This is a genomic window from Ruegeria sp. HKCCA6837, from assembly GCF_013034475.1.
Taxonomy (GTDB): domain Bacteria; phylum Pseudomonadota; class Alphaproteobacteria; order Rhodobacterales; family Rhodobacteraceae; genus Ruegeria.
In genome coordinates, this window is sequence record NZ_WQGD01000001.1 from 458,665 (window position 1) to 482,958 (window position 24,294).

At 56.2% G+C, this 24,294-nt stretch carries 28 protein-coding genes and 1 tRNA gene; 12 read left to right on the top strand and 17 right to left on the bottom strand.

The window, feature by feature from the left end:
* Positions 1-8 precede the first annotated feature (8 nt).
* From rpsB to GOV91_RS02215, 4 genes are all read right to left on the bottom strand, one after another.
* A complete protein-coding gene (rpsB, locus tag GOV91_RS02200; protein WP_171234285.1) occupies positions 9-800 on the bottom strand; it encodes a 30S ribosomal protein S2 in 792 nt (263 codons plus the stop codon).
* 166 nt (positions 801-966) lie between these two features.
* Complete coding sequence (locus GOV91_RS02205; protein WP_171234286.1) at positions 967-1,803, bottom strand: lysophospholipid acyltransferase family protein; 837 nt, start codon at positions 1,801-1,803, stop codon at positions 967-969.
* 5 nt (positions 1,804-1,808) lie between these two features.
* A complete protein-coding gene (locus tag GOV91_RS02210) occupies positions 1,809-2,564 on the bottom strand; it encodes a GNAT family N-acetyltransferase (protein ID WP_171234287.1) in 756 nt (251 codons plus the stop codon).
* 103 nt (positions 2,565-2,667) lie between these two features.
* The gene (locus GOV91_RS02215) at positions 2,668-2,850 is read right to left on the bottom strand and encodes a DUF3553 domain-containing protein (RefSeq protein WP_171234288.1); all 183 of its coding nucleotides are present in this window, start codon (positions 2,848-2,850) and stop codon (positions 2,668-2,670) included.
* A gap of 43 nt (positions 2,851-2,893) precedes the next feature.
* Here GOV91_RS02215 and GOV91_RS02220 point away from each other — a divergent pair, with 43 nt between their 5' ends.
* Positions 2,894-3,490, top strand: a complete 597-nt coding sequence (locus GOV91_RS02220) for a histidine phosphotransferase family protein (protein WP_171234289.1) — start codon at positions 2,894-2,896, stop codon at positions 3,488-3,490.
* On the opposite strand, the gene GOV91_RS02225 is transcribed toward GOV91_RS02220, so the two are convergent.
* From GOV91_RS02225 to GOV91_RS02265, 9 genes are all read right to left on the bottom strand, one after another.
* Positions 3,487-4,749 carry a glutamate-5-semialdehyde dehydrogenase gene (locus GOV91_RS02225; protein ID WP_171234290.1) on the bottom strand — a complete coding sequence of 421 codons (1,263 nt, stop codon included), beginning with the start codon at positions 4,747-4,749 and terminating at the stop codon, positions 3,487-3,489. The two genes, GOV91_RS02220 and GOV91_RS02225, sit on opposite strands and share 4 nt — an antisense overlap.
* Before the next feature lie 32 nt (positions 4,750-4,781).
* Positions 4,782-5,888, bottom strand: a complete 1,107-nt coding sequence (gene proB / locus GOV91_RS02230; RefSeq protein ID WP_171234291.1) for a glutamate 5-kinase — start codon at positions 5,886-5,888, stop codon at positions 4,782-4,784.
* Positions 5,876-6,910, bottom strand: a complete 1,035-nt coding sequence (gene obgE / locus GOV91_RS02235) for a GTPase ObgE (protein WP_171234292.1) — start codon at positions 6,908-6,910, stop codon at positions 5,876-5,878. Before obgE ends, proB begins: the two co-directional genes overlap by 13 nt.
* Before the next feature lie 38 nt (positions 6,911-6,948).
* Positions 6,949-7,485: a GNAT family N-acetyltransferase gene (locus GOV91_RS02240; protein WP_171234293.1), complete on the bottom strand. Its 537-nt coding sequence runs from the start codon at positions 7,483-7,485 to the stop codon at positions 6,949-6,951.
* The gene (locus tag GOV91_RS02245; protein WP_171173977.1) at positions 7,482-8,090 is read right to left on the bottom strand and encodes a LysE family translocator; all 609 of its coding nucleotides are present in this window, start codon (positions 8,088-8,090) and stop codon (positions 7,482-7,484) included. The genes GOV91_RS02240 and GOV91_RS02245 overlap by 4 nt, the downstream gene beginning before the upstream one ends.
* A gap of 97 nt (positions 8,091-8,187) precedes the next feature.
* Entirely contained in the window at positions 8,188-8,457 is a 270-nt protein-coding gene (gene rpmA, locus GOV91_RS02250) for a 50S ribosomal protein L27 (protein ID WP_039535512.1), read from the bottom strand.
* Between the two features lie 11 nt (positions 8,458-8,468).
* Positions 8,469-9,083 (bottom strand): 50S ribosomal protein L21, encoded by a 615-nt coding sequence (locus tag GOV91_RS02255; RefSeq protein ID WP_171234294.1) that lies wholly within the window; start codon positions 9,081-9,083, stop codon positions 8,469-8,471.
* A gap of 209 nt (positions 9,084-9,292) precedes the next feature.
* On the bottom strand, positions 9,293-10,093 hold the full coding sequence (locus GOV91_RS02260) for a DUF2059 domain-containing protein (protein WP_171234295.1): 801 nt from the start codon (positions 10,091-10,093) through the stop codon (positions 9,293-9,295).
* The gene (locus GOV91_RS02265) at positions 10,093-10,875 is read right to left on the bottom strand and encodes a DUF2059 domain-containing protein (protein ID WP_253762614.1); all 783 of its coding nucleotides are present in this window, start codon (positions 10,873-10,875) and stop codon (positions 10,093-10,095) included. The genes GOV91_RS02260 and GOV91_RS02265 overlap by 1 nt, the downstream gene beginning before the upstream one ends.
* Positions 10,876-11,058: 183 nt before the next feature.
* Here GOV91_RS02265 and GOV91_RS02270 point away from each other — a divergent pair.
* The 9 genes from GOV91_RS02270 to GOV91_RS02310 all read left to right on the top strand — a co-directional run bounded on the left by GOV91_RS02270 (position 11,059) and on the right by GOV91_RS02310 (position 19,802).
* A tRNA-Ser gene (locus tag GOV91_RS02270) sits at positions 11,059-11,148 on the top strand.
* A 246-nt stretch (positions 11,149-11,394) separates the two neighbouring features.
* Positions 11,395-11,919: a hypothetical protein gene (locus GOV91_RS02275; protein ID WP_171234297.1), complete on the top strand. Its 525-nt coding sequence runs from the start codon at positions 11,395-11,397 to the stop codon at positions 11,917-11,919.
* A 195-nt stretch (positions 11,920-12,114) separates the two neighbouring features.
* Complete coding sequence (locus tag GOV91_RS02280; protein WP_171234298.1) at positions 12,115-13,143, top strand: alcohol dehydrogenase catalytic domain-containing protein; 1,029 nt, start codon at positions 12,115-12,117, stop codon at positions 13,141-13,143.
* 73 nt (positions 13,144-13,216) lie between these two features.
* Positions 13,217-14,092, top strand: a complete 876-nt coding sequence (locus tag GOV91_RS02285) for a branched-chain amino acid ABC transporter permease (protein ID WP_171234299.1) — start codon at positions 13,217-13,219, stop codon at positions 14,090-14,092.
* 3 nt (positions 14,093-14,095) lie between these two features.
* Positions 14,096-15,193 (top strand): branched-chain amino acid ABC transporter permease, encoded by a 1,098-nt coding sequence (locus GOV91_RS02290; RefSeq protein WP_171234300.1) that lies wholly within the window; start codon positions 14,096-14,098, stop codon positions 15,191-15,193.
* Positions 15,190-15,954, top strand: coding sequence for an ABC transporter ATP-binding protein (locus tag GOV91_RS02295; protein WP_171173961.1), 765 nt, complete (start codon positions 15,190-15,192; stop codon positions 15,952-15,954). The genes GOV91_RS02290 and GOV91_RS02295 overlap by 4 nt, the downstream gene beginning before the upstream one ends.
* On the top strand, positions 15,951-16,724 hold the full coding sequence (locus GOV91_RS02300) for an ABC transporter ATP-binding protein (RefSeq protein WP_171173959.1): 774 nt from the start codon (positions 15,951-15,953) through the stop codon (positions 16,722-16,724). The genes GOV91_RS02295 and GOV91_RS02300 overlap by 4 nt, the downstream gene beginning before the upstream one ends.
* Positions 16,725-16,729: 5 nt before the next feature.
* A complete protein-coding gene (locus GOV91_RS02305) occupies positions 16,730-18,616 on the top strand; it encodes a long-chain fatty acid--CoA ligase (protein WP_171234301.1) in 1,887 nt (628 codons plus the stop codon).
* A 25-nt stretch (positions 18,617-18,641) separates the two neighbouring features.
* The gene (locus tag GOV91_RS02310) at positions 18,642-19,802 is read left to right on the top strand and encodes an ABC transporter substrate-binding protein (RefSeq protein WP_171234302.1); all 1,161 of its coding nucleotides are present in this window, start codon (positions 18,642-18,644) and stop codon (positions 19,800-19,802) included.
* Between the two features lie 66 nt (positions 19,803-19,868).
* On the opposite strand, the gene rpsI is transcribed toward GOV91_RS02310, so the two are convergent.
* From rpsI to GOV91_RS02325, 3 genes are all read right to left on the bottom strand, one after another.
* Positions 19,869-20,354 carry a 30S ribosomal protein S9 gene (rpsI, locus tag GOV91_RS02315; protein WP_171090107.1) on the bottom strand — a complete coding sequence of 162 codons (486 nt, stop codon included), beginning with the start codon at positions 20,352-20,354 and terminating at the stop codon, positions 19,869-19,871.
* Between the two features lie 6 nt (positions 20,355-20,360).
* Positions 20,361-20,819, bottom strand: a complete 459-nt coding sequence (gene rplM / locus GOV91_RS02320; protein ID WP_170354147.1) for a 50S ribosomal protein L13 — start codon at positions 20,817-20,819, stop codon at positions 20,361-20,363.
* A gap of 162 nt (positions 20,820-20,981) precedes the next feature.
* On the bottom strand, positions 20,982-22,385 hold the full coding sequence (locus GOV91_RS02325) for a PLP-dependent aminotransferase family protein (protein WP_171173953.1): 1,404 nt from the start codon (positions 22,383-22,385) through the stop codon (positions 20,982-20,984).
* Between the two features lie 99 nt (positions 22,386-22,484).
* Between GOV91_RS02325 and GOV91_RS02330 the strand changes: the two genes are divergently transcribed.
* The gene (locus tag GOV91_RS02330; RefSeq protein WP_171173951.1) at positions 22,485-22,712 is read left to right on the top strand and encodes a DUF1127 domain-containing protein; all 228 of its coding nucleotides are present in this window, start codon (positions 22,485-22,487) and stop codon (positions 22,710-22,712) included.
* Between the two features lie 62 nt (positions 22,713-22,774).
* On the opposite strand, the gene GOV91_RS02335 is transcribed toward GOV91_RS02330, so the two are convergent.
* Positions 22,775-23,218 carry a PaaI family thioesterase gene (locus GOV91_RS02335; protein WP_171173949.1) on the bottom strand — a complete coding sequence of 148 codons (444 nt, stop codon included), beginning with the start codon at positions 23,216-23,218 and terminating at the stop codon, positions 22,775-22,777.
* Positions 23,219-23,276: 58 nt separating this feature from the next.
* On the opposite strand from GOV91_RS02335, the gene GOV91_RS02340 reads away from it, so the two are divergent.
* Complete coding sequence (locus GOV91_RS02340; protein WP_171234303.1) at positions 23,277-24,062, top strand: enoyl-CoA hydratase; 786 nt, start codon at positions 23,277-23,279, stop codon at positions 24,060-24,062.
* Positions 24,063-24,294: the final 232 nt, after the last annotated feature.

The window sequence follows — 24,294 nt, forward strand, 5'->3', positions numbered from 1 at the left end:
CGGGCAGCTTACGCTTCGGCAGGTGTTTCTGCTTCGGCGGGGGCTTCTTCTGCAACGGCTTCTTCAACCGGAGCCTCTTCGAAGGCACCCAGATCAACGCCAGCAGCACCCATCTGAGCGGTCATACCGTCCAGAGCGGCACGTGCGGCCAGATCACAGTACAGCGCGATTGCGCGGGCTGCGTCGTCGTTGCCGGGGATGATATAGTCAACGCCGTCGGGCGAGCAGTTGGTGTCGACAACAGCCACAACCGGGATGCCCAGCTTGTTGGCTTCGGCAATGGCCAGCGCTTCTTTCTTGACGTCGATGACGAACAGCAGATCCGGTACGCCGCCCATCTCACGGATACCGCCCAGCGAAGCTTGCAGCTTGGCCTGGTCACGTTCCATGCCCAGACGCTCTTTCTTGGTCAGGCCTTCGGCGCCCGATTCCATTGCTTCGTCGATCTGGTTCAGACGGTTGATCGACTGGGAAACGGTTTTCCAGTTGGTCAGCGTGCCACCCAGCCAGCGGTGGTTCATGTAGTACTGAGCCGACTTTTCAGCGGCATCTGCGATCGGCTGAGCTGCCTGACGCTTGGTACCAACGAACAGAACGCGGCCGCCTTTGGCAACGGTGTCACGAACAGCTTGCAGAGCCTGGTCCAGCATCGGAACGGTCTGGGTCAGGTCCATGATGTGGATGCCATTGCGCGAGCCGTAGATGAACGGGCCCATGCGGGGATTCCAACGCTGTGTCTGGTGACCAAAGTGAACGCCAGCTTCCAGCAGCTGACGCATGGAGAACTCGGGAAGAGCCATGCTATTTTCCTTTTCCGGTTTACGCCTGGGCGGGGGTGAAAGAAGCGGATGCTCCAACCGGCGGTCTTGATGAGGATGTCTCCCTCAAAAAGCCCAAACCCCGCCTGCGGGTTTGAATGGCGCGCGTATACGGCAGGTTTGGAAGCAACGCAAGGGCCAATTGCCCTTATTTCTCAAGCAAAGCCAGCGCATGGGCGTGCCTGATCGCCTCTTCACAATGCGCTGCCAACGCTTTGCGGTTCTCAAAGTCACTGACCTTTGCCGGAGCGTGATAAATCAGTTCAACAGAACCTTGCCTGCGCGCGCCAAGTGTCTTGAGCAAATGCGGGCCAAACTCCATATCGCCCCACCAGCCGTAAAACCGTTTGGGCTGCCCTTTGGGCGCATGAAAGACGACCGAAACCGGTTGGATATACATGAAGTCGCGCAGCTCATCCGCAAAGAACGCAGCGAAAAGCGTTGTTTTAAATGGCAACACACGCAATCCATCCGTCGAAGTGCCTTCGGGGAAAAACAACAATTTGTGGCCCGCTTTCAAACGAGTCTCAAACACTTTGGTCTGTTCTTTGGCCTTCGCACGATCCCGCTCGATAAACACAGTGCCGGTGGCGCGGGCCAGCCATCCGATTCCGGGCCATTTCGCGACTTCGGCCTTCGACACAAAATAGACCCTCTTACGCGCGTTCAGGGCAAAAATGTCCAGCCAAGAGGTGTGGTTTGCAACCACCGCCCCCTGCTCTTTCATCAACACGCCAGAGGTTCGGAACCCTATGCCGAGTATCCGAAACGCATTCCGGCAGACAAATTGCGTGATGAAAGGCGTGACGGGCCGGCGAACCCCGCACAACGGATACTCAACCAGTCTAACGGCTAAAAGCAAGAACAAGCCACCAAAGACCAAAAAGGCAAGGGGCAGCCCGCGTACAAAAACCAAAACCCATCCGACTATTCCAAGTTCGATCGGATCAGGTGAGTCTTCACTGTTCCAAAGCGGGTCGTCCACGGGTGTCAGGCTCCACCATAGATGCGGCGCTGCCGGTCGTTCATACGAGCAGTGTCGAGGATCAGGCACACATCAGTGGTGTTGAATTTGTGATCGATAAAGGCGCCCTCGCCCACGAAACCGCCAAGTCTCAGGTAAGCTTTGATCAATGCGGGCACCTGAACCATGGCCGCCCGTCGGTCCAAGGCGTCCTTAGCGACCAGATCCATGGATTGAAATACGTCAGGCTGCGCCCGTACAAGCAATTCGGGCGGGGCCAGATGGTTGTGATGCAACATGGATAAAGGTTGCGCCAATGCGGTGACATCCGTGCCGTGGAAACTTGCGACCCCAAACAGCACTTCGATCTCACGTTCAGTGACGTATGCCGCTAGCCCGTTCCAAAGATGATACATGGCGGTGCCGCCACGATAGTCGGGATGCACGCAGGACCGACCCAGCTCCAGCAACTTGCGGCCACTGTTTTTCAACACTGTCAGATCATATTCATCTTCTGAGTAGAACTGACCCACTTCAGCTGCACGTTCACCCGGCAACATCCGGTAAACGCCAATAATTTCACCAGTACCGTCGTCATAGGCCAACATATGATCGAAATAGGGATCAAACCGGTCTTTCTCTAACCCTGCCTCGTGATCGACCAAGTCGCCACCACCACCCAGTTCGCGCACGAAGACGTCATAGCGCAGGCGTTGCGCAGCTTTTAACTCCGCCTCGGTCTCGGCCAGCTTGACGGTAAAGGTTGGGCCTGTATCCGGCATAAAGGTGGTATCCGCTTTCTTTTCGCCGCTGATACCTCAGTTGATCAACCGAAGGCAACAACCGGTGGTTTGACCCATGTTGTTAACCTTTCCTAAACCAGTTTCACGGATCAAAGACCGGCATCAGGGCGATGCGCGTTCCGTCGATTACCACTTTCCCCTGCTCGCGAAAGCTCACGGTGATCTTGCCCGCGATGTTGGACTGAACCTGTCCAACCCCCCATTCGGGAAAATCCGGGTGGCGGACAAACATGCCCGGTGCAAGAATGGCATTCATGTCTGTCATGCGGGGCTCCTGAATCCGGCGGCAGATACAGCAGGAGGTACGCATGGGCGCTTCGGACGTCAACCTGGCCGAGTTGATCGGCTCTCGGATCTGCCATGATCTGATCAGCCCAATCGGGGCCATCACCAACGGGCTTGAGCTGTTGGATATGGTTGGCGCTATGCACGGCCCCGAGATGGAGCTGATCTCGGGCAGTGTGGGCAGTGCGGGCGCACGTATTCGCTTTTTCCGGGTGGCGTTCGGGTCGGCCAGCGAGCAACCACTTGGGAGAGCCGAAATCACTGAACTGCTCAATGATGTCAAACGCGCAGGTCGTGTGCGGGTCAACTGGAACCTGACCGAACGTTTGCCACGCAATCAGGTCAAACTCGCCTTTTTGGCACTGATGTGTTGCGAAAGCGCGATGCCGCTGGGTGGCACCGTCGATATCACAAGTCTGGACGCGAATTTGACGGTGACCGGCACGGCAGACAAGCTGAACGTGGACGGCGACCTATGGAAACACTTGGTCACAGGACGTTTCCCAAACAAACTGACGCCCGCGCAGGTACAGTTTGCCCTGCTGCCGGAAACAGCCAAGGCGATGGGACGACGCGTCGCGGTAGAAACCACCGCAACACGCGTTTCGCTCAGGTTTTAAGCCCGGGTCGTTCCGTTCCCACGGACCAGATACTTGAAACTGGTCAGTTGCGCCGCGCCCACTGGTCCACGCGCGTGCATCTTGCCTGTGGCGATCCCGATTTCCGCGCCCATACCGAATTCACCGCCATCTGCAAACTGGGTGGAGGCATTGTGCATCAGTATCGCACTGTCGAGACGCTCAAAGAATCGGGCCACCGCCGCATCGTCTTCGGTCATGATGCAATCAGTGTGGTTGGACCCAAATTGCTGGATATGCGCAATCGCCGCGTCAATATCTGCCACGGGTTTGGCTGCAATCACGCTATCAAGGAATTCCTTTCCCCAATCGTCTGACGTCGCGGCCTGTGCACCATCTACTGCCAAAGCGCCTTCGGCGTGAACCTCGACTCCGGCGGCCAGCAGCGCCTCGATCACATCGCGCCCCAGTGTTTCAACAACGTCCTGATGGATCAGCAAACATTCGGCGGCCCCGCAGATGCCTGTGCGGCGGGTCTTTGCGTTCAGCACGACATCGAGCGTCTTTTGCGGATCAGCAGCTTTGTCGATGTAAATATGAACAACACCTTCGAGGTGAGCAAAGACCGGCACGCGGGCCTCGCGCTGCACCAGACCTACAAGCCCCTTGCCACCGCGCGGAACGATGACGTCGACATGGTCGGTCAGGGTCAACAATTCCTGCACCGCTGCGCGATCCCGAGTGGGCACCAGTTGAATGGCGTCCTCGGGCAAGTTGGCCGCCTTCAACCCTTCGACCAGACACGCATGGATCGCGGTCGAGGAATGAAAACTCTCGGACCCACCGCGCAAGATGACAGCGTTGCCGGACTTCAAACACAGAGCACCGGCATCAGCAGTCACGTTGGGACGGCTCTCATAGATCACGCCAATGACGCCCAAAGGTGTACGGACCCGCTGAATTTTCAATCCAGTCGGGCGCTCCCATTCAGCCAGAACTTCGCCCACCGGGTCCGCCTGATCCGCTACGGTGCGCAGCGCGTCGACCATGCCCTGAATACGGGCCTCATCCAGCATCAGCCGATCCATCATCGCCGGGCTCAGGCCCCTTTCACGGCCAAACTCCAGATCTTTTTGGTTCTCTTCGATTATCTTCGCACGATTGGCCCAAACCGCATCCGCAGCGGCAATCAAGGCAGCGTGTTTACGCTCGGCGCTTGCAAAAGCCAGATCACGCGATGCGTCTTTGGCGCGTTTCCCAAGATCGGCCATCAATGCGGGGATGCTGTCAAAATCTTTCATGTCGCGTGCCTTTCAGGTCGTCTTTTCAATGCTTACAGGGCCAGATCATCCCGATGGATCAAAGCTGCGCGACCCGGGTACCCCAAAGTCGCTTCAATTTCAGATGACTTGCGCCCCTTGATCGCATCGGCTTCCTGCGCGGTATAGCGGCTGATCCCTTGCGCCAATCGGCGGGCATTTGGATCAAGAACGGCAACAGGATCACCGCGCCCGAAATCGCCAGTAACTTCTAGAATACCCGCAGGCAGCAGGCTTTTGCCATTGGCCAGAGCGTTGGCAGCCCCGTCATCCACGGTGATCTCTCCGCGTGGTTTCATCGCAGATATCCAACGTTTGCGGGCGGCATGCGGGTCCAAGGTGGCAGTAAACCAGGTTGAACTTGCTCCATTTTCAAGCATTTTTAAGGGGTTCAAAACCGAGCCTTCAGTAATGGCCATTGCGCAGCCACCTGCGGTGGCCATCTTGGCGGCCATCAGTTTTGTCTTCATCCCGCCCTTGGACAGGCCTGAGCCCGCGTCGCCTGCCATGGCCTCAATCTCGGGCGTAATGCGATCAATTTTCTCGAAGCGCGTGGCCGAGGAATCCTCGCTCGGATTGCCCGAATAGAACCCGTCTACATCGGACAGCAGGATCAGTTGATCGGCCCCAACCGTCACTGCAATCTGAGCGGCCAGGCGATCATTGTCACCATAACGGATTTCGTCTGTAGCAACGGTGTCGTTTTCGTTCACGATCGGAACCACACCAAGGTTCAACAAGGTCTTCAATGTGGCACGTGAGTTCAGATAGCGGCGGCGGTTCTCGCTGTCTTCCAGCGTCACAAGCACCTGCGCCGTCGTTATCTGGTGCGGCGTCAAAGCCTCTTCATAGGCGCGCGCCAGACGGATCTGTCCCACTGCGGCAGCCGCCTGTGATTTCTCCAAAGGCAACGTAGCCATTGGCAAGCCCAGCACACCGCGACCCAACGCAATCGATCCGGAAGAGACCAGGATCACATCTGTCCCCTGCCCCTTAAGCCAGGCCACGTCCTGCGCCAACGAGTTCAACCAGTCAGACCGAAGCAACCCGGTATCGCGATCCACCAACAAAGCAGATCCGATTTTTACAACAAGACGGCGGGCTGAGGTCAGGGTTGCCAAGGCTGCGCCTCCTCAGCGGGTTTCCGGCTCACGCGATTGTCGTCAATCTGTGCCCTCAACGCACGCAGAACCTCGGTCACGCCTAGATGCGCGACGCCCGACATGGTCATGACAGGGCCACCCACGGCCTCTTCCAGTTCGGCTTTGACCAGTTCACGCTCTTCGTCGTCCAGAGCATCGACCTTGTTCAATACGGTGATCCGGGGTTTTTCAGCCAGCTCACCGCCATATGCTTCGAGCTCGTGAATAATAGTCCGGTAATCGTCAGCGACTGTTTCAGAGGTGCCATCAACCAGATGCAACAGCACAGCGCAGCGTTCGACATGGCCAAGGAACCGGTCCCCGATGCCGCGCCCTTCATGTGCGCCTTCGATCAGGCCTGGAATGTCGGCAACCACGAATTCAACGTTGTCGACACCAACAACACCCAGATTGGGGTGCAGCGTGGTGAAGGGATAATCCGCAATCTTCGGGCGCGCATTCGATGTGGCTGCCAGAAAGGTCGACTTGCCCGCATTGGGCATACCCAGCAACCCCACATCCGCGATCAGCTTGAGCCGCAGCCAGATGGTTCTGTCGATACCGGCTTGTCCCGGATTAGCCCGGCGTGGTGCCTGATTGGTAGCGGACTTGAAATGCAGGTTTCCGAAACCGCCATTGCCGCCCTTGGCCAGCAGAACCCGTTGCCCAACTTCGGTCAGATCACAGATTACGGTTTCTTCGTCTTCATCCAGAATTTCGGTACCAACGGGCACGCGCAGAACAATATCGTCTCCGTCCTTACCGGTACGCTGCTGGCCCCGGCCTGGCTGGCCATTCTTGGCAAAGAAATGCTGCTGATACCGAAAGTCGATCAGGGTGTTCAACCCGTCCACAACTTCAGCCCACACAGACCCGCCTTTGCCGCCGTCCCCGCCATCAGGTCCGCCGTATTCGATGTATTTTTCGCGTCGGAAGCTGACGCAGCCGCTACCTCCGGCCCCGGACCGGATGTAGACCTTTGCAAGATCGAGAAATTTCATGGTCTGTCCCCTACTGCAAAGGCCCCATCGGCCACAAGTCAGAGTTTTTTACTGTATGTCCAGGTGGGCACATTCGTATCACGCGCCACCGAATAGCTTTCCGCATCGCCCAGATACTGGAACCCGCAATGGGTCAGCACCCGAGCCGAGGCGGGATTGTCCTGAAAAACACTGGCAAACATGGTCGCGTTCTGCAGAGGGTTGGTATTGACCAATGCTTCAACGGCCAAAGATGCAATGCCCGTGTTCCAATAAATAGGCGCAACCCAATATCCAACCTCGGACTGGTTCCGATCCAGTCGTTTCAGTGTGATCAGACCGATCAGTTCCGGGCCACCGTCTTTCATTGCATCCATAACCCAAACATCTTCGTCCCGGTCTTCTGCCATCGAACGCGTCACAAAAGCCTCGGTCGAGCCGGGCGCCAGCGGGTGCGCGATGCTTGTGGTCATGCGTGCCACGCGCTCATCCCCCGCGTAGTGCTCGATCAGTCCCATGTCCGAACGGCGCAGCGGGCGCAGATCGAACCGCTCGGTTTCTATGACCGGCTGATTTATTATTGCTTCAAGCTTCATTGGTGTGTTCCTCCTCCGAACAACACAAAAAGGACGGACGCAACCGTAAGCCCGGCCAACGTCCACATTAGATATTTTTCCGCAGGGCGACCTTCAACCGCATGAGCAATTCTATCGCCTGCGAAGGTCCAGATCGGGTGCAAGACGACCTGGCAGATAAACAAACAAAGAGCGATCGTGAACGTTGCGTCCAAACTGGACGTGCCAGCCGCGACGAAACCAGTAAACCCAGCAATGATCATGGCCCAGGCCTTGGGGTTCAGCGGATGCACGATCAGTCCGGCCCAAAAACCCGGCACCGAACCACTTGCTCCATTTCGCGACAAGCGAAGATTGGCGATCTTCCAGGCCAACCAGCACACATAACCAGCAGAGGCGTATTTCAGCGCGGAAAACACAAATGGCGCTTGTTCCGCAATTTGCATGAGACCAAAGCCCACCGGCCAGATAATCAACTGCTTGCCTAGCACGACACCTGCAACAAACGGCAGGGCCGCCCGGAAACCATAGCGCGCACCTGTTCCCAGCAGAACCATATTGGCCGGTCCCGGCGTGCCCACCTGTGAGGCGGCGAAGATTAGAAAACTGGTGGTTGCGACGGGCATCGGTTTTTTGGGATCACAACTGCGTTAAAACCAAAAAAGGGACCGGCATTTTCTGCCGGTCCCCCATGAATTTTTTATTAACCTTCTGGGTCTCGGCTTACTCTGCGGCCTCCGCCACTGGCAGGACCGAAATGAAGGTGCGGTTTTTGAGTCCCTTATGGAACTTCACGGCGCCATCGGTGGTTGCAAAGATGGTGTGATCTTTGCCCATGCCTACGCCTTCGCCCGGCCAGAACTTGGTGCCGCGCTGACGTACGATGATGTTGCCTGCGATAGCAGCCTGGCCGCCATACAGTTTAACGCCAAGGCGGCGACCAGCTGAGTCGCGACCGTTACGGGAGGAACCGCCAGCTTTTTTATGTGCCATTCTCTCTCTCCTTAGCCCTGAGCCAGCTCTTTGGCTTGCTCAACCCATTCGGGTTTCACTTTGATGGTGTCGATAGCAGCAATCTGCTCGTCCGACAAGGCGGCCAGAGCGGCAAAGCTCTCGATACCGGCCTCAACCAGCTTTTTGGCAGCGGCAGGACCGACACCATTCAGCTTGGTCAGATCGTCAGCGGCAGCAGCAGCGGCGGGTGCCTCTGCTTTGGCTTCAACTTTCTTGGCAGGCTTCGCAGCAGGGGCTGCTTCGCCAGCCGGTGCCGAACCGGTTGCAGCTTTGATGCCCGACTTGTCAGCGCCCGACGACAGGATGTCGGTGATCTTGACCAGTGTCAGTTTCTGACGGTGGCCAACGGTACGCTTCGAGCTGTGCTTACGACGGCGCTTGACGAATTTGATGACCTTGTCACCTTTGATCTGTTCGATCACTTCGGCCTGTACGCCCGCGCCTTCAACGAAAGGTGCACCAACAACCGGAGCGTCACCGCCCAGCATCAGAACATCGTTGAATTGAACTTTTTCACCTGCGTCGGCAGCCAGTTTTTCAACGCGGAGGATATCGCCCGCCTGAACCTTGTACTGCTTGCCGCCAGTCTTGAGGACCGCAAACATGCGTCTTTCCTTTTCATACCCGCGTTCTGTGGTCCCCTTTCGGGCGTTTCTGGCTTAAGCCACCTCGAACAGCGCGCCCTTTTCGGGCTGTGTGACAGACCCTTTCGACGTATCTTAAAGGTCAAATAATAACGAGACCCGGCGCGGATGACCGGCCGGGATGCGCGCTTATCCATAGATTGCAGAAGAAAGTCAACACCAAACAAGCCTCAAAGGTCAGACGCCCTGAGAGCACGGGCAACCGCTTGTCCCAACTGATAGGAAATATCGTTGAACATACGATCAAACCCATCAAACAACGCGTCGTTCAGCGCTTGTCCGGTCTCCGTTCTGGAAAAAGCTATATTCTCCCGCATTTGAGCCTCGTCCAACGGGCGATATGCCAGCAGTAGAAAGGCATAAAGCCACGCTTCGGTGTCTGCTGTCCTGTTGTCCTTCTGCGACAAAAGCTCTGTCAGTAAGTCCTGAGTGTCTGCTCTTGAATCCACATCCAGGCCGCGAAAGAAATTATAATCTGACGTCAAAGACCCCTGAACGTTCTTCTCAACCAGATTGTTCGCTTCGATATATTCCTCAACCAAAGCAAACCGCGTTGTTGTGCGTGCGGTTTCTTCAAACGCGTCGCGCGCCATATCTTCGATTGTCGGATCCGACATCGCCTGACGGGCCGAGTTTTCAAGTGTTACGATCGTTTGACCCAGATCACTCTCAAAAAACACAATGGCCTGATCAAGCTGCGCGTCCGACATACCTGTCTCGAACGCTTCAGTCAGGTGATCTTGCATCCACATGGGATCATAGATGTCATTGACCTGAGCTTCGAAAAGCGCCCCTCCGGTGTTGCTCAGCATGGTTTCATCCAGGTTTTTCCGGTGTTCTTGCCCTTCCTGTACCAAAATCTCCATCACGTCGGGCAGGTGCATGGCCTGAGCCAACCGGTCTATCTTTTCATTCGCCAGCGCGGGCAACCCCAAAAGGACAAAGACCAGAACCTGAGCGAAGCGCTGCATCAAATATCCTGTGCGGGATGCAATTCTGCCATCCGCGAGGCAAGAACCTCGAACCGTCGGGCCATGATTTCGAATTGTATAACGTTCAGAAGTTCATAAACTTCCTGCATCAAAGGCTGTTCCAACGCATCGACATAGGCGTTCACGTCCTCGTCCGAGAAATCCTTGTACGTGTAAGCCGCGCCTGCAAGGCTGGACAATTGAAGCGATTGACGCAGAGCGGGCTCGTTTCTTTTCAAAAGCTCTCGCAAATCTTCTGCATCCATTTGCAATTCGATGACGCCGGAAGCGCTGGCGGCCAGCAGGAAGCGAAACTGTATCTCCTGCCATGCCCGAAGCGCTGTATCGGTCGAATCGATGGCCGCACTCATTCGCTTGAAACTTTCGACCCTTTGTGACCCTTCTTTGATCAGATCCGAGATGATCTGCTGGCCTTCAAATTGCTTGGCTTCGTTATCCGCGTTCATATGAGACGCATTTTCAACTTCGACCAAACGCTGCCCCAGGTCGGACGCGTAGAACTCAACTGCGTGCGCTAATGCCTCTTCGCTCAGCGTTTCCTCAAGAATGGAAACCGCCGTTTGATGCATAGCTTCGACGTCAAATACCTCATCCGTCAGGCGCGCCCAGTCCGAGCCGAACCCGTCGGGGTCGATGCCCAGCATTTGCGGTGCAGACCGAGAACTCAGCGCGATGCTTTCCAGCGCGACATCAAATCCGGTTGTTGTCAGAAACGCTTCGATCCGTTCCCGGTTGGCCGCAAACAAAGGAGCAGCAGCCATAAAAAACGCCAAGAGCGGCGCTAAAAACAGAAAAGCAAAGCGGTGTGCAGACTGTGTCATAGTATTCAGAGTAGGTGTTTTCCGTCCGCTGGCAATGGAAAAACCCGGCTTTGTCAAATTCTGGAATTTTCTGCTTGCACCCCCGCCCGTTCCTCACTAAATCCCCCCCTCACAGACCCCCGCGGAGAGGTGCCGGAGTGGTCGAACGGGGCGGTCTCGAAAACCGTTGTGGGTGCAAGCCCACCCAGGGTTCGAATCCCTGTCTCTCCGCCACTCCCCGGCATGGCCTTGAGTTAAAAAGTTGTGCAGAGCATTGCCCTGGCTTTTACTGGGGCAAGCGGATGGCTGCGCAATTGCAATGCGCGATTTCCCAAAGCAGCGTGATGTTCCCGTATGCAAAGCCTTGTATCAGCGTAGGCTGGCTCAAACCTCTATTCTGCTGAGAATTCAAAGGAATTCCCCTTTGTCATTGCGTTAGTCTTCAGGCATCCCGGCGACACAAATTCAAAGGAGATTCATATGTCGCGCACTCTTATTTTGGCCGTCATCATCGCTGTAATCGGCGTTGGCGGCTACTATTACCTCAACCAACCCGAACCTACTCCGGCAGAGCGTTTGCAAACGGCCGCAGAGGAAGCTGGCGATGCCTTGGCCGACGCTGCCTCTGACGCTCAAGACGCTGTGTCAGATGCCGTTAAAACCGCAACGGAACAAGCCTCTGAGGCGGCTGCATCAGTGGCCGATCAGGCAGCCGAAGCGGCATCGTCGGTCGCGGATCAGGCGTCAGAAGCTGCGCAACAGGCGGGCGATCAGGTCGCCGCGCTGACCGATCAGGGGCAGGAGTTGCTAAATTCCTGGATTCAGGAAGGCAAGCTAAACCCAGCCAATTTCGACTATGACGGGATCATGGCTTCGCTGGAAGAAAGCACTCTGGCGGCCGACCTGAAAAAGCAGGCGATCCAGATCGTCAACGATATCAAAGCGTCGCCTGAGACCATCGCTCAGAAAATCCAGGAACTGACCAACCTGTTGACACAACAATAAAATACTTGGGGTCGACCTTGTGGGTAGGCCCCACCCTACGGGCGCATCTTAGGTGCCCCCACGTTATTTCGGCATTGAATTGACGCCCCGAGCGGCTTTTGATTGGCTCATTCCAAAGCTCGGCACGCGCCACGCCTGTTAAGGGTACGTGTTTAATACGGCGATTTCGACTTCAGATTTGTTGAGGATGACCAAATGACAGAACTGCCACAGACCATGTTTGCCACTCTATTAAAACTTGAAGGATATTCTGGCACATCCAGCGGGCCAGCCATATCTGACGCAGCCGAATGGTTGGAACCCGCAGAGATACCCGTGCCACAGCCTGGCCCCGGTCAGGTTCTGATCAGATTGAGAACCGCATCGATCAACCCGTCCGACTTGCATTTCATAAAGGGCGAGTACGGCCAACCTCGCGTAAAGGGATCCCCTGCAGGTTTCGAAGGATGCGGTGATGTTGTAGCCACCGGAAAAGGTGCCGAAGCCCTGCACGGTCAGCGGGTTGCCTTTGTTGCTGCCGGATCGGGGGCCTGGGCGGAATATGTTGTCACGCAGATGCAGATGTGCATTCCCCTGCGCCCAGATATCTCGGACGATGACGGGGCCGCGCAGATCGTCAATCCGCTGACCGCGATGGCGATGGTAGACATGGCCAAGGCCGACGGCGACGCGTTTGTCGTGTCTGCCGCAACCAGCCAGCTTGGAAAACTGATGTGCAGCCTTGGGCGTGATCTTGGGCTAAAACCCATTGCGCTCGTGCGGCGCGCGGAGACCGTTGAGACGTTGAAGAGCCTCGGCGCTGCCGAAGTCCTGGTGACGACAGATTCAGATGTTGTTGAGCAATTTGCCGGACTGAGCACGTCCATGAAGCCACGCGTCTTCCTTGACGCCGTGACAGACCAACTGTCGGAACAACTGTTTTGCGCCATGCCAAACCGTGCACGCTGGATCACCTATGGCAAGCTTTCGACCGAAGCGCCGACGCTTACCCAAACCGGCCAGTTGATCTTTATGGGCAAGCGGATCGAAGGTTTTTGGCTGACGCAATGGATGATGTCGACGCCACCGGCCGATCAGATGCGGGTGGTGGCCGAGGTTCAGGCGCGTTTTGCAGACGGGCGCTGGAAAACAGATGTTTCTGAACACCTTACACTCAGAGATCTGGTGCCAAATTTAGCCAATGCGCTGAAAAAGAGTGACGGAAAGGTGATAATCACGCCATAGTAAAAGAACCCCACGCACCCCGAAGACTTGCGTGAGGCTGACGGCACCTGTTGCTCGTTGGAGGGAGGACAGTTTGGATAACGCACAGCTGCTGATCAGCGGATTGGCGAATGGCTGCGTCTATGGCCTGATCGCACTTGGCTTTGTTCTGATCTACAAGGCAACCGAGGCGGTGAATTTCGCGCAGGGTGATTTCATGATGCTGGGGGCCTTTGTGACTATTGGCCTGACGAATACTGAATATATGGGCCTGCCCTTCTGGCTGGCCTTGCCGATCTCACTGGGGATTATGGGTGCTCTGGGCTATTTGCTGGATCGGCTGATTATCCGTCGACTATTCGGCGAAAGCCAAACCGCAGTCGTCATCCTGACCATCGCTTTGGGGTTCGTGATCCGCTTTGTTGCGGGGTTGATCTGGGGGCACGAGCCGCAAACGCTGCAGAATCCGCTTGCCGGCAAAGAGGTTCGCTTTGGCGGTCTGGTTCTGGGGATGGAAGATGTGGCGGTGATTGTTGTCACGATCCTTCTGACCGGGGCGCTATATGTCTTCTTCAGCCGCACAAAGCTAGGCCTTGCGATGCAGGGCGCGTCGCAAAACCAATTGGCGGCCTATTACATGGGCATTCCGGTCAAACGCGTTCAGGGCTTTATCTGGGCACTGGCCGGGATCGTTGCCGGGATCGCCGGTATCCTGTTTGCCGCCAAGGGAGCGGTGGACCCGACCACCGGTTTGCTGGGCATCAAGGCCTTTGCAGCAGCGGTCATTGGCGGCTTTGGCAGTCTACCCGGTGCTCTGGCCGGAGGGCTGATCGTCGGTGTGATTGAACCCTTTGCCAGCCGCTATATTGCCGCAGGTTACAGCCAGGTCGCGCCCTATGCTTTACTGCTGGCCGTGCTGGTTTTCCGGCCCAACGGGCTGTTCAGTCAGGTTCGGGTCAAAAAGGTCTAAGCGATGCGGATCGTGTTCAAAACCAACTACATGCAGGACATCCGGCCTTGGAAAGACCGGTATCAACTGTGTCTTTATCTGATCCTTCTGGCCGTCGTTGCAGCGGCCCCATGGTGGCTGGACGCATTCTATCTTGGCGAGCTGACAAACGTTCTGATCTGGGCCATTGCTGGGCTGGGCCTGATGATCCTGACCGGGCATACCGGGCAAGTCAGTCTGGGACATGCCGCTTTTCTGGCTTTTGGCTGTTATGCCAACGTTGCACTGATCGAAGCAGGGGTTCCCTTTCTGGTCGCATTCCCACTGGCAGGAATACTGACTGGCATCGCGGGCGTGACAGTTGCCATCCCTGCCTTGCGCCTTCACGGTATCTACCTGGCCATCTTCACCATGGCCCTTTCGATCCTGATGGATGACATCATAGTCCTCTCCGAACCTATCACCGGGGGCGTCGCGGGCAAGTATGTCGGCGGGGTCGAGATCTTTGGCCATTTGGTAGATCGCTGGGGTACGCCGGATCTGTTCTTCTGGTTGGTTCTGACCGTCGCTGTCCTTGTGACGTTGGGCTATATCAACCTGCTGCGAGCACCGCTGGGGCGCAGTTTTATCGGCGTGCGTGACTCAGAGGTTTCGGCTCAGGCGATGGGCATCGACATTGCGCGGACCAAGATGATCTCATTTGCCTTGTCCTGTGCTGTGACGGGCTGGGCCGGGGCTTTGATGGGGTTTTTTGCCGGTGCCTTCAACAATGAAACCTTCAGTGTTCTGATCTCGATCCAGTTGCTGATGATGATCGTGATTGGCGGACTGGGTTCGATCCACGGGGCATTTCTGGGTGCGATCGTGATCGGGTTCCTGCCGCAATTCCTTTCAATCTCCAAAGAATACGCCGGAGCTGTGTTCGGCGGCAACACAGTTGCCATTCCGGGCCTTGAATTCGGCATCTTTGGCATGATCCTGATCGCCTTCATTTTGTTCGAACCCATGGGCCTTTATGGCCGCTGGCTGAAGATCCGCACCTGGTTCGAGCTGTTCCCCTTCTACCGCAAGGACATGTTCAAACGGCAAAAATCTTATCTAAAGACAGAGCGTCTAAGATGAGCCTGCTGGAGTTTGAAAACGTAACCCTGAAGTTCGGCGGCCTCACTGCGGTCGATAACCTATCGTTCGAAGTGCTGGAGGGCGAGGTTTTTGCCATCGTCGGCCCCAACGGTGCTGGCAAATCGACTGTATTCAATCTGATCTCGCGGTTCTACGAGCCCTACGCCGGGTCGATCCGGTTCGACAGCCATGATCTGCTACGTGTCAAACCCTCGGGCGTTGCAACCTTTGGCGTGGCACGGACGTTCCAGAACATCGAACTGTTCGAGCACGCAACCGTTCTGCAAAACCTTCTGGTTGGGCGGCATAGGCATCGACAAACAAATCTGCTTTCCGAGCTTTTGTTCCTTCCGTCCGCCCGACGGCAGGAAATCGAAAACCGCGAGAAGGTCGAAGAGATCATCGATTTCCTCGATCTTCAGGCCTATCGCGACAAGATGATCGCAGGGCTGCCCTATGGCGTGCGAAAAGTGGTTGAGGTCGCGCGCGCACTGGCAACTGATCCCAAACTGCTGTTGCTGGACGAACCCGCCTCGGGCCTGTCGGTCGAAGAAACCAGTGACATGCGGTGGTGGATCGATGACATCCGGCGTCAGATGGGCATCACCGTGCTGATGGTGGAACATGACATGGGCCTGGTCTCGGGCGTGTCAGATCGGGTTTTGGCCATGGCAGACGGCGCTGAACTGGCATTGGGCTCTCCGGCGCAGGTGCAGGCCCACCCGGCTGTTATCGAAGCGTATCTGGGAAAAGCTTCATGACCGAGCCGATCCTGAAAATACGCAATGTCGAAAGCTTTTATGGCCCCATCATGGCCATTCGCGGGGTTTCATTGGATGTGCACAAGGGGCAGATCGTGTCGATCCTCGGGGCCAATGGCGCGGGAAAGACGACGCTGATGAAAACCGTGTCGGGCGTGATGGACCCGGAAAAGGGACAAATCACCTTTGATGGTCAAGACATTCAGGGGGCCGAACCACATAAGGTCGTGCAACGCGGGATCGTGCATATCCCCGAAGGGCGCGAGGTCTTTCCCCTTCTGACTGTTGATGAAAACCTCAGCCTTGGTGCCTATTCCCGCAAGGACAAAGACCAGATCGAGCAGGATCGTGAACTGGTCTTTAGCTATTTCCCCGTCCTCAAAGATCGACGCGGGCAAGAGGCTGGCACACTGTCAGGTGGTCAGCAGCAAATGTTGGCGATCGGACGTGGGCTGATGGCCCGTCCTCGCATCATGTTGCTGGATGAGCCATCACTGGGCCTGTCGCCGATGCTGGTGCAAGAGATTTTTGAGATCCTCAGGCGCCTCAACCAAGAACAGAAGATGACCATGATGCTGGTCGAACAGAACGCTCATGCGGCACTGGATCTGGCCCATCATGGCTATGTGATGGAGGTTGGACGCATCGTCATGGACGGTAGCGCCGAGGCTTTGTTGAAATCCGAGGACATTCAGAACTTCTATCTTGGTGTGCGTGAAGACGGCGCGCGGGAAAACCGGCGCTGGAAACGGAAAAAGACGTGGAGGTAAGACGGATGGATGCCAGCCCCCTGCCCCCGCAGACCACAATCAACGGCGTGCGCTTTAACGCAACAACAGGTCAAAGGCCGCTGCGGGTGGACGGCTGCATCACCATAAGCGAGCTGTTTCAACACCGCTGCGCCGAGCTGGGCGAACGCACCGCGCATAGGGAAAAAGATCTAGGCATTTGGAGATCCTATTCATGGGCCGATTACTGGCAACACGCCAAATGGATTGGTTTGGCGCTACGGAAACTGGGGCTGGAACGGGGCGATGTGGTCTCGATCCTATCCGAGGATCGCAAGGAATGGGCGTGGTTCGACATGGGTATTCAGGGCGTCGGGGGGATAGCCTCGGGCGTTTACACCACCGATTCCGCCAGTCAGTTGCGATACCTGATCAATGACAGTGGCAGCAAATTCCTGATTGTCGAAGATGAAGAACATCTGGACAAGTTCCTGGAAATCGAAGCCGAAGTTCCGGACCTGATCAAGGTGATCATTCTGGAAGACGAAGGTCTGCACGACCTCAAGCACCCACGCTGCATGATGATCGACGACCTTTACGCGCTTGGCCGAGAGGCGGAAACAGCCGATCACGGGCGGTTCGAGGCCGAAATCGCGCTGGCGAAACCGCAGGATACGGCGCTGCTTGTCTATACCTCTGGCACCACAGGACAGCCCAAGGGCGCGATGCTGAGCCACGAGAATATCCTTGCTGCCATTGAATCCGGCGCGCGGGCCTTACCGGTTCTTGCCAGTGATGAGCAGCTTTGCTTCCTGCCGCTGTGTCATATTCTGGAACGGGACGTGTCGGTCTATTTCCCGCTTGCGGCCCGCTGCACTGTGAATTTCGCGGAAAGCCCGGAAACCGTATTTGCGAACCTGCAGGAGGTCTCGCCCTCGACCTTCACGGCTGTGCCGCGCGTGTGGGAAAAGATTTATGCGCATGTGCAAATTCTGACGCAGGAGGCCACACCGTTGGGGCGCGCGGCCTTTGGGATAGCATTGAAAGCAGGCGCTCGCCGCGCCGAATACAGGGCGGCAGGGAAACACGTTCCGATCGGTATCGCGGTGCAGTTCTGGATATGGGATCAACTGGTTCTGAAGAACCTGCGCCGTATGCTGGGCATGGACCAACTGCGTCGTGGCGGCACCGGAGCTGCGCCGATTTCGACTGACTTGCTGAAATGGTACTGGGCCATCGGAGTACCTTTGGTCGAAGGTTTTGGGATGACTGAAACCGCCGGGTTGGCCACGCTCAACACCGTTGAAAGCAACAGGATCGGGACCATCGGCCAAGCCGTCGAAGGCTGCGACATCCGTATCTCAGAAGACGGTGAAATACAGCTGAAAGGCATGAACATTTTTCAGGGATATTGGCGCAACAATGCCAAGACGGCTGAGACATTTACCGCTGACGGCTGGCTGCGCACGGGGGATATGGGGCATGTCGACAAGAACGGTTACGTCACCATAACGGGCCGCCTTAAAGACATTATCATCACCGCGGGTGGTAAGAACATTACCCCAGCCGAGATCGAAAGCCGGTTGAAGTTCAGTCATTATATTTCTGACGCGATCCTGATTGGTGACAGGCGCAAATACCTTACGGCTCTGATCATGATTGATCAGGAGAATGTCGAGAAATTTGCACAAGACCGCAAAATTCCTTTTTCGAATTTCGCCTCACTCTGTGCCGCGCCCGAAATCCGCGATCTGATCGGCGCCGAAGTTGCGGCTGTGAATACCCAATTTGCACGGGTCGAACAGATCAAGGATTTCCGGCTGATCGACGTGCTTTTAACAGCCGAAGACGATGAACTGACCGCTACGATGAAGCTGAAACGGGGTTTGGTGGAAAAGAAACACGGACATCTGATTGAAGACATGTACAGTTAGACAAGGGAATTTCGGGAGGAGAGAAATGAGAGAGTCATTCAAACTATTGGCTGTCGCCACGGCCTTGACCGCCTCGGCGACCATAGGTTTGGCGCAAACCCAAGGCGTAACCGACGATGAAATCGTGATCGGGTCGGTCAACGATCTGAGTGGTATCTTCGCAGCCGTGGGCGTTCCGGCCACCAAAGGCGCAAATGTTGTGTTTGACCGTGTCAATGCAGCCGGAGGCGTGCACGGGCGACAAATCCGCTTTGTCGTCGAAGACAATGGCTATCAGATGCCGCGTGCAATGCAGGGTTACAACAAACTGCTGAACCGGGACAAAGTGTTTGCGATGCTGCAATCACTGGGCACACCGATGAACATGGCCGGCTTCAAACTGCTGGATCCAAAGGGAATTCCGAACGTTGCCCCCCTGACGGCGGCGCGGCAGATGTTGCAAGAGCCTATGCGCAACAAGTTCACCTCATTCTCGACTTACTATGATCAAGCCCGCATTGGCGTGAAATACCTCGCAGGTGAATTTGGATCACAAACCGTTTGCACGATGTACCTGCCTACCGATTTCGGCGAAGAAATTCTTGAGGGCAGCCAGGCCGGGGCTGAAGAGGCCGGGATCACATTTGGATCCGAGACCACTCATAAACCAGATGAGACCGATTTCGTGGGTTCGCTCAGTAAACTCAAGGAAGAAGGTTGTGACATTGTCACGATGGCGCTGGGCGTTCGTCAGGCGATCACTGTGGTGGGTACTGCCAAGAAGATGGGCCTGACGGATATGAAATTCCTGGGCACCTCGGCCAGCTTCCTGACAGTCGTGGCGCAGGTTCCCGGAGGCGTGACCGACGGCTTCTATGCCGCCGCCTCGTGGCAGGATCTGTGGGCCCGCGCCGATGAGCCCGCCCCCGCCGCGTTCATCGAAGAGTACAAGGCCGCCACGGGTGAAGATCCGGTTGGGTTTGCAATGCTGGGCTATTCCGCCGCCGAGATGATGGTCAAAGCGCTGGAGGCCGCAGGTCCTGATCTGACCCATGACAGTTTCATCGCGGCCATGGAATCGCTGGACTATCAGGACGATCTGGTCGGCAACCACATCACCTATGGGCCGGATGATCATCAAGGCGCGGACACAGTATTCGTGAACGTCGTTGAAGACGGCGCGTGGAAGCTCGTCTACGAAGAATAAGACAACGTAAATGCAACGAAAAAGGGCTCGCAGTTGCGAGCCCTTTCTTTTGGATTGTCCCGGCGATTAACGCTTCGAGAACTGGAACGAACGGCGGGCTTTGCGCTTACCGAATTTCTTACGTTCCACAACGCGGCTGTCGCGGGTCAGGAAGCCTGCGGCTTTCAGAGCGCCACGCAGGTTCGGATCGTACAGTTGCAGCGCTTTCGAGATGCCGTGCTTGACCGCACCAGCCTGACCGGTCAGGCCGCCGCCTTTGACGGTTGCGACAACGTCGAATTCACCTTCAACACCAGCAACCTGGAACGGCTGGCGCAGGATCAGCTGCAGAACGGGACGCGCAAAATACTTGTCCTGGTCTTTGCCGTTCACGGTGACCTTGCCGGAACCCGGCTTGATCCAAACGCGGGCAACAGCGTCTTTACGCTTACCGGTGGCGTAGGAGCGACCCAGCTCGTCACGTACGGGTTCACGCACGATGACTTCTTCGGCTACGGTTTCAACGCCTGCGACGGCGCTCAGCTCTTCGAGAGTATTGATCTGATCAGCCATCGGTCATTAGCTCCGGGTGTTTTTCTTGTTCATGGACTTAACGTCCAGAACTTCAGGGGCCTGGGCTTCGTGCGGGTGCTCGGCACCAGCATAAACGCGCAGGTTGGTCATCTGCTTGCGCGCCAGACGGTTGCCCGGCAGCATGCGCTTGACCGCCTGGGTCACGACGCGCTCGGGATGTGCTCCCTCGAGGATCTGCTGCTTGGTGCGCGACTTGATGCCGCCCGGGTGGCCAGTGTGCCAGTAGAAGTTTTCTTCGCGCTTCTTGCCGGTCATCTGGATTTTGTCAGCGTTGATCACGATGACATTGTCGCCCATGTCCATGTTCGGGGTGAACGACGCTTTGTGCTTGCCACGCAGGCGCATGGCGACGATCGAGGCAAGACGGCCCAGAACAACGCCCTCGGCGTCGATCAGGATCCACTTCTTGTCGATGTCTGCAGGTGTTGCAGAAAAGGTTTTCATGGCAGGATAGTCCTGTTTGATGTGAAAGACCGCCCCAAGACAGAGCGGCCCGAATTCGATGGTGGGGTTCTATGGGGTGGCCGTGCGCACGTCAAGCGCAGTAAATCAGTTTTTCACAAGTAAAAACAATGTCTTGCAAAATAGGTATTATTTTACCCCAATCTAAACGCTGATTTGCTCGGGTGGATTGTCCAGTAACGCACGCAGCCGAAGCATTGCGTCCTCGAACCGTTGCAACGAGACATGCCCGTTCATTGCAATGCGAACCGCATTTGGTGCACGGCCATCGCGCAAAGCGAATTCGTCCGCCGAACGCAATTGTATTCCTTCACGCTCTGCCGCCCGGCTGAAGGCCGCTGCCCGCCACCCAGATGGCAGGTTTAGCCAGACAAACGGTACGTCTGGTGCCCACGTGAGGTCAAAACCACCCAACGCGTTCACCGTAACGCGTACATATTCGCCCATTCGGGTTCTGACATCTTTGGCGATCTGCCGCGTACGGGGATCAGACAAAAGCAATCGGGTGAGCTCTGCCAACGGCTGCGCCAGCCCAAAATACCCGTACTCTGCCGAGCGTCTCAGATCCACACTTCGCTCTTTCGGGGCAATGGCAAACCCGACGCGCAGTGATGGCGTCAGCACTTTTGAGATCGACGATACATGCCAGCCCCGCTCGGGCGCCAAGGCACGATAGCTGGGCTCTTTAGCCTCACCCATTCGGTAACAATCATCTTCAACGATCTGCAAATCGAATTTTCGCGCGACTTCAACTACCTCTTTGCGACGCTCGAGCGGAGTGTGCAGCGCGGTCGGGTTCTGCACCTCGGGTGAAACGCAAATCGCCTGCGCGGGTGTCTGCCGCAAAACATGTTCCATCGCGGTGGGGTCGATACCCCATTTATCCATCCGAATGCCAACCACCTCAGCCCGCATCAATTCACCCGCACGTCGAAAGCCGGCGTAAGACAGGTCTTCGACCAAAACGACCGGCTTGGGACCTTGAAGGATGCTTTGAAACACAAGACACAATCCGTTCTGCCCCCCATGAGTCAGTACAATGTCGTCATCCGTCAGCGGACCCAGCGGTAAATCCGACAGCCACTCGACCACCGCCTGGCGCATTGGCTTATAGGCATCGCGGGTTGGATAGTTCATAAATAATGCGGGATCGGACTGCGCAACTTTCTGCAAACACTCCCGTATCAACGACACCTGCCCCATATCCGCCAATCTTGGACTGAACAGGCTGACGTGATTGGCATTCTGTGCTTCGGCCAAATGCAACTGACGTGACCAGACATCATCCAGAATCGGGGATTTCGGAGGGGCTACAAATGTACCACGTCCGACCTCTGCTTGTAACAAGCCTTCATCCGTCAAAATCGTATAGGCCCGTGCAACAGTACCCGGTGTGATCTGCAATCGATACGCCAGTTCGCGCACCGGCGGCAGCTTAGATCCGATGTCTAACGCTTTGCTCTCAATTGCTTTTCGTATTGTGTCAGCAACCAAAGTATACTTTGGCCCCTTGGCTTTCGGCAACTCTTCCGGCCAAATTGTATCCATTACAATTCTTCCTTTGATTTTGACACAATATTGAATGTATCAACATCTTGTACCGAATATCACTGCTTTGTGTCAATACAATTTGAAAGGAACTCTGAGATGACACGCACAATGCACAACCCCGCCCTTATACTGCTGAACGCCAGCCCTCGGCTGCCGCTGATCGCTGTGCTGGCCGTGCGGTTTGCGGCTGCGGTCACTCAATGGGAACGCCGCCGTCGCAGTCGCGTCAATCTGGGCAATCTGGATGATCGGCTGTTGAAAGATGTTGGCCTGACCCGCACGCAGGCGGACCGTGAAGTAAAACGCTACTTCTGGCAGATCTGAATCATCCCCAGTCCCAATTATTGGGACCTCTTCCTGGGCCGGGGCCAGTCCCCGGCCTTTTTTTAGCCGAACCGCGCCGCGGCCGAGCCTGCCGGTGGAATGGAATACGTCATGCTGGCCCGCGCAACCGGCTCGTCCATGCCTTCGGAATAGATCAAAACATCGCCGACGGCCAATGTTCGACCTAACTTAAGCAATCGGCAAGTCGCAATCAGATCGGCGCCACCTGCGGGTTTGCGAAGAAAATCCAGCGAACTGCTGGTCGTCACCGCCAGGGATTGCCGCCCTTTTCGCGCCAAAACCATAGCGTACACACTGACATCCGCCAGACCAAACATGGACGGGCCAGACACTGTGCCCCCGGGGCGCAGGTGCCGGTCCTGGACCACAAGGCGCATGGTAATGTTTTCTTCGGCCAGTTCTTCGACAACAAAATCCTCATGAACCTGAGGAAACACCTCTTTTAGGTATTGCGACAGTTCATCCCTGTTCATTGCCAAAGCCATACTTTCCCTCCTGCTCTTCCCGACCTAGAGTTGGCCCAACTTGGGATCGGAGGGCAAGATGGCAATTCTGGAACGTAACGACACTGGCGCGGTGGCACGGCTTACAATGAACGCGCCCGAGCGGTTGAACGCGCTGAGCGAAGAGATGCTGGCTGCGCTTCAGGATGAACTTGACGCTTTGCGCGATGACAGGTCCATCCGCGCAGTGATCTTATCAGGCGCTGGAAAGGCTTTTTGTGCCGGGCACGATCTGAAGCAAATGACAGGCGGACGTCAGTCCGAAGATGGGGGCAAAGCCTATTTCAAGGATTTGTTTGCGCGCTGCGCCCGGATGATGATGTCAATCCAGTCGCTTCCTCAACCCGTTATCGCTCAGGTCCATGGCATTGCCACCGCCGCCGGGTGTCAGCTGGTTGCGACCTGCGACATGGCTGTTGCAGCCGAGGGTACGCGCTTTGGCGTGAACGGGGTCAATATCGGGTTGTTCTGCTCGACACCAATGGTGGCGCTCAGCCGCAACATCCCCAGAAAGCAAGCTTTTGAGATGCTGACAACAGGCGCGTTCATTTCAGCCGAAAGGGCCGCAGAACTTGGGCTGATCAACCACGTCATCCCGGAATCGCAGCTGGACCATGAAGCCAATGCATTGGCTGAGCTTGTAGCCTCAAAGCTTGGCGTTGCCGTGAAAATCGGAAAAGAGGCGTTTTATCAACAACTTCAGATGCCCCTGGATCAGGCCTACACCTATACCGGAGAGGTAATGGCGCAGAATATGTTGCACCGGGACACAGAAGAAGGCATTTCCGCCTTTATTGAAAAGCGCCCCCCCAATTGGACCCAATGAGGCAATTGTTTTGCACATTTTTTGCCACTGTTTTGATTTTTGCACTTTTCAAAACGGCGACTCTGTGGCAAAGCTGGGTCGAGGCTGAGGCCTCAGGACACTTTTGGGTCGCCGTGGGCGGAAGGTCCCTCCAGCTGGTCTCTCTCACCAGCGCTGACATTCCCGCAGCGGCGACCCCAAGACCCCCCTTTAAAATTAACGAAACTGGCGCTGGCTGAGTTGCGCCCGATTG

What these genes read in the sequence shown, in the direction of transcription:
- GOV91_RS02240 (WP_171234293.1), bottom strand. Translation starts at nt 7,485, where the DNA reads ATGAAGCTTGAAGCAATAATAAATCAGCCGGTCATAGAAACCGAGCGG.
- GOV91_RS02225 (WP_171234290.1), bottom strand. Translation starts at nt 4,749, where the DNA reads ATGAAAGATTTTGACAGCATCCCCGCATTGATGGCCGATCTTGGGAAA.
- GOV91_RS02210 (WP_171234287.1), bottom strand. Translation starts at nt 2,564, where the DNA reads ATGCCGGATACAGGCCCAACCTTTACCGTCAAGCTGGCCGAGACCGAG.
- GOV91_RS02295 (WP_171173961.1), top strand. Translation starts at nt 15,190, where the DNA reads ATGAGCCTGCTGGAGTTTGAAAACGTAACCCTGAAGTTCGGCGGCCTC.
- GOV91_RS02215 (WP_171234288.1), bottom strand. Translation starts at nt 2,850, where the DNA reads ATGACAGACATGAATGCCATTCTTGCACCGGGCATGTTTGTCCGCCAC.
- rpsI (WP_171090107.1), bottom strand. Translation starts at nt 20,354, where the DNA reads ATGGCTGATCAGATCAATACTCTCGAAGAGCTGAGCGCCGTCGCAGGC.
- rpmA (WP_039535512.1), bottom strand. Translation starts at nt 8,457, where the DNA reads ATGGCACATAAAAAAGCTGGCGGTTCCTCCCGTAACGGTCGCGACTCA.
- GOV91_RS02245 (WP_171173977.1), bottom strand. Translation starts at nt 8,090, where the DNA reads ATGCCCGTCGCAACCACCAGTTTTCTAATCTTCGCCGCCTCACAGGTG.
- GOV91_RS02220 (WP_171234289.1), top strand. Translation starts at nt 2,894, where the DNA reads ATGGGCGCTTCGGACGTCAACCTGGCCGAGTTGATCGGCTCTCGGATC.
- GOV91_RS02260 (WP_171234295.1), bottom strand. Translation starts at nt 10,093, where the DNA reads ATGCAGCGCTTCGCTCAGGTTCTGGTCTTTGTCCTTTTGGGGTTGCCC.
- obgE (WP_171234292.1), bottom strand. Translation starts at nt 6,910, where the DNA reads ATGAAATTTCTCGATCTTGCAAAGGTCTACATCCGGTCCGGGGCCGGA.
- rplM (WP_170354147.1), bottom strand. Translation starts at nt 20,819, where the DNA reads ATGAAAACCTTTTCTGCAACACCTGCAGACATCGACAAGAAGTGGATC.
- GOV91_RS02325 (WP_171173953.1), bottom strand. Translation starts at nt 22,385, where the DNA reads ATGGATACAATTTGGCCGGAAGAGTTGCCGAAAGCCAAGGGGCCAAAG.
- GOV91_RS02340 (WP_171234303.1), top strand. Translation starts at nt 23,277, where the DNA reads ATGGCAATTCTGGAACGTAACGACACTGGCGCGGTGGCACGGCTTACA.
- GOV91_RS02280 (WP_171234298.1), top strand. Translation starts at nt 12,115, where the DNA reads ATGACAGAACTGCCACAGACCATGTTTGCCACTCTATTAAAACTTGAA.
- GOV91_RS02265 (WP_253762614.1), bottom strand. Translation starts at nt 10,875, where the DNA reads ATGGCTGCTGCTCCTTTGTTTGCGGCCAACCGGGAACGGATCGAAGCG.
- GOV91_RS02255 (WP_171234294.1), bottom strand. Translation starts at nt 9,083, where the DNA reads ATGTTTGCGGTCCTCAAGACTGGCGGCAAGCAGTACAAGGTTCAGGCG.
- GOV91_RS02335 (WP_171173949.1), bottom strand. Translation starts at nt 23,218, where the DNA reads ATGGCTTTGGCAATGAACAGGGATGAACTGTCGCAATACCTAAAAGAG.
- GOV91_RS02275 (WP_171234297.1), top strand. Translation starts at nt 11,395, where the DNA reads ATGTCGCGCACTCTTATTTTGGCCGTCATCATCGCTGTAATCGGCGTT.
- GOV91_RS02300 (WP_171173959.1), top strand. Translation starts at nt 15,951, where the DNA reads ATGACCGAGCCGATCCTGAAAATACGCAATGTCGAAAGCTTTTATGGC.
- GOV91_RS02305 (WP_171234301.1), top strand. Translation starts at nt 16,730, where the DNA reads ATGGATGCCAGCCCCCTGCCCCCGCAGACCACAATCAACGGCGTGCGC.
- GOV91_RS02330 (WP_171173951.1), top strand. Translation starts at nt 22,485, where the DNA reads ATGACACGCACAATGCACAACCCCGCCCTTATACTGCTGAACGCCAGC.
- GOV91_RS02310 (WP_171234302.1), top strand. Translation starts at nt 18,642, where the DNA reads ATGAGAGAGTCATTCAAACTATTGGCTGTCGCCACGGCCTTGACCGCC.
- rpsB (WP_171234285.1), bottom strand. Translation starts at nt 800, where the DNA reads ATGGCTCTTCCCGAGTTCTCCATGCGTCAGCTGCTGGAAGCTGGCGTT.
- GOV91_RS02290 (WP_171234300.1), top strand. Translation starts at nt 14,096, where the DNA reads ATGCGGATCGTGTTCAAAACCAACTACATGCAGGACATCCGGCCTTGG.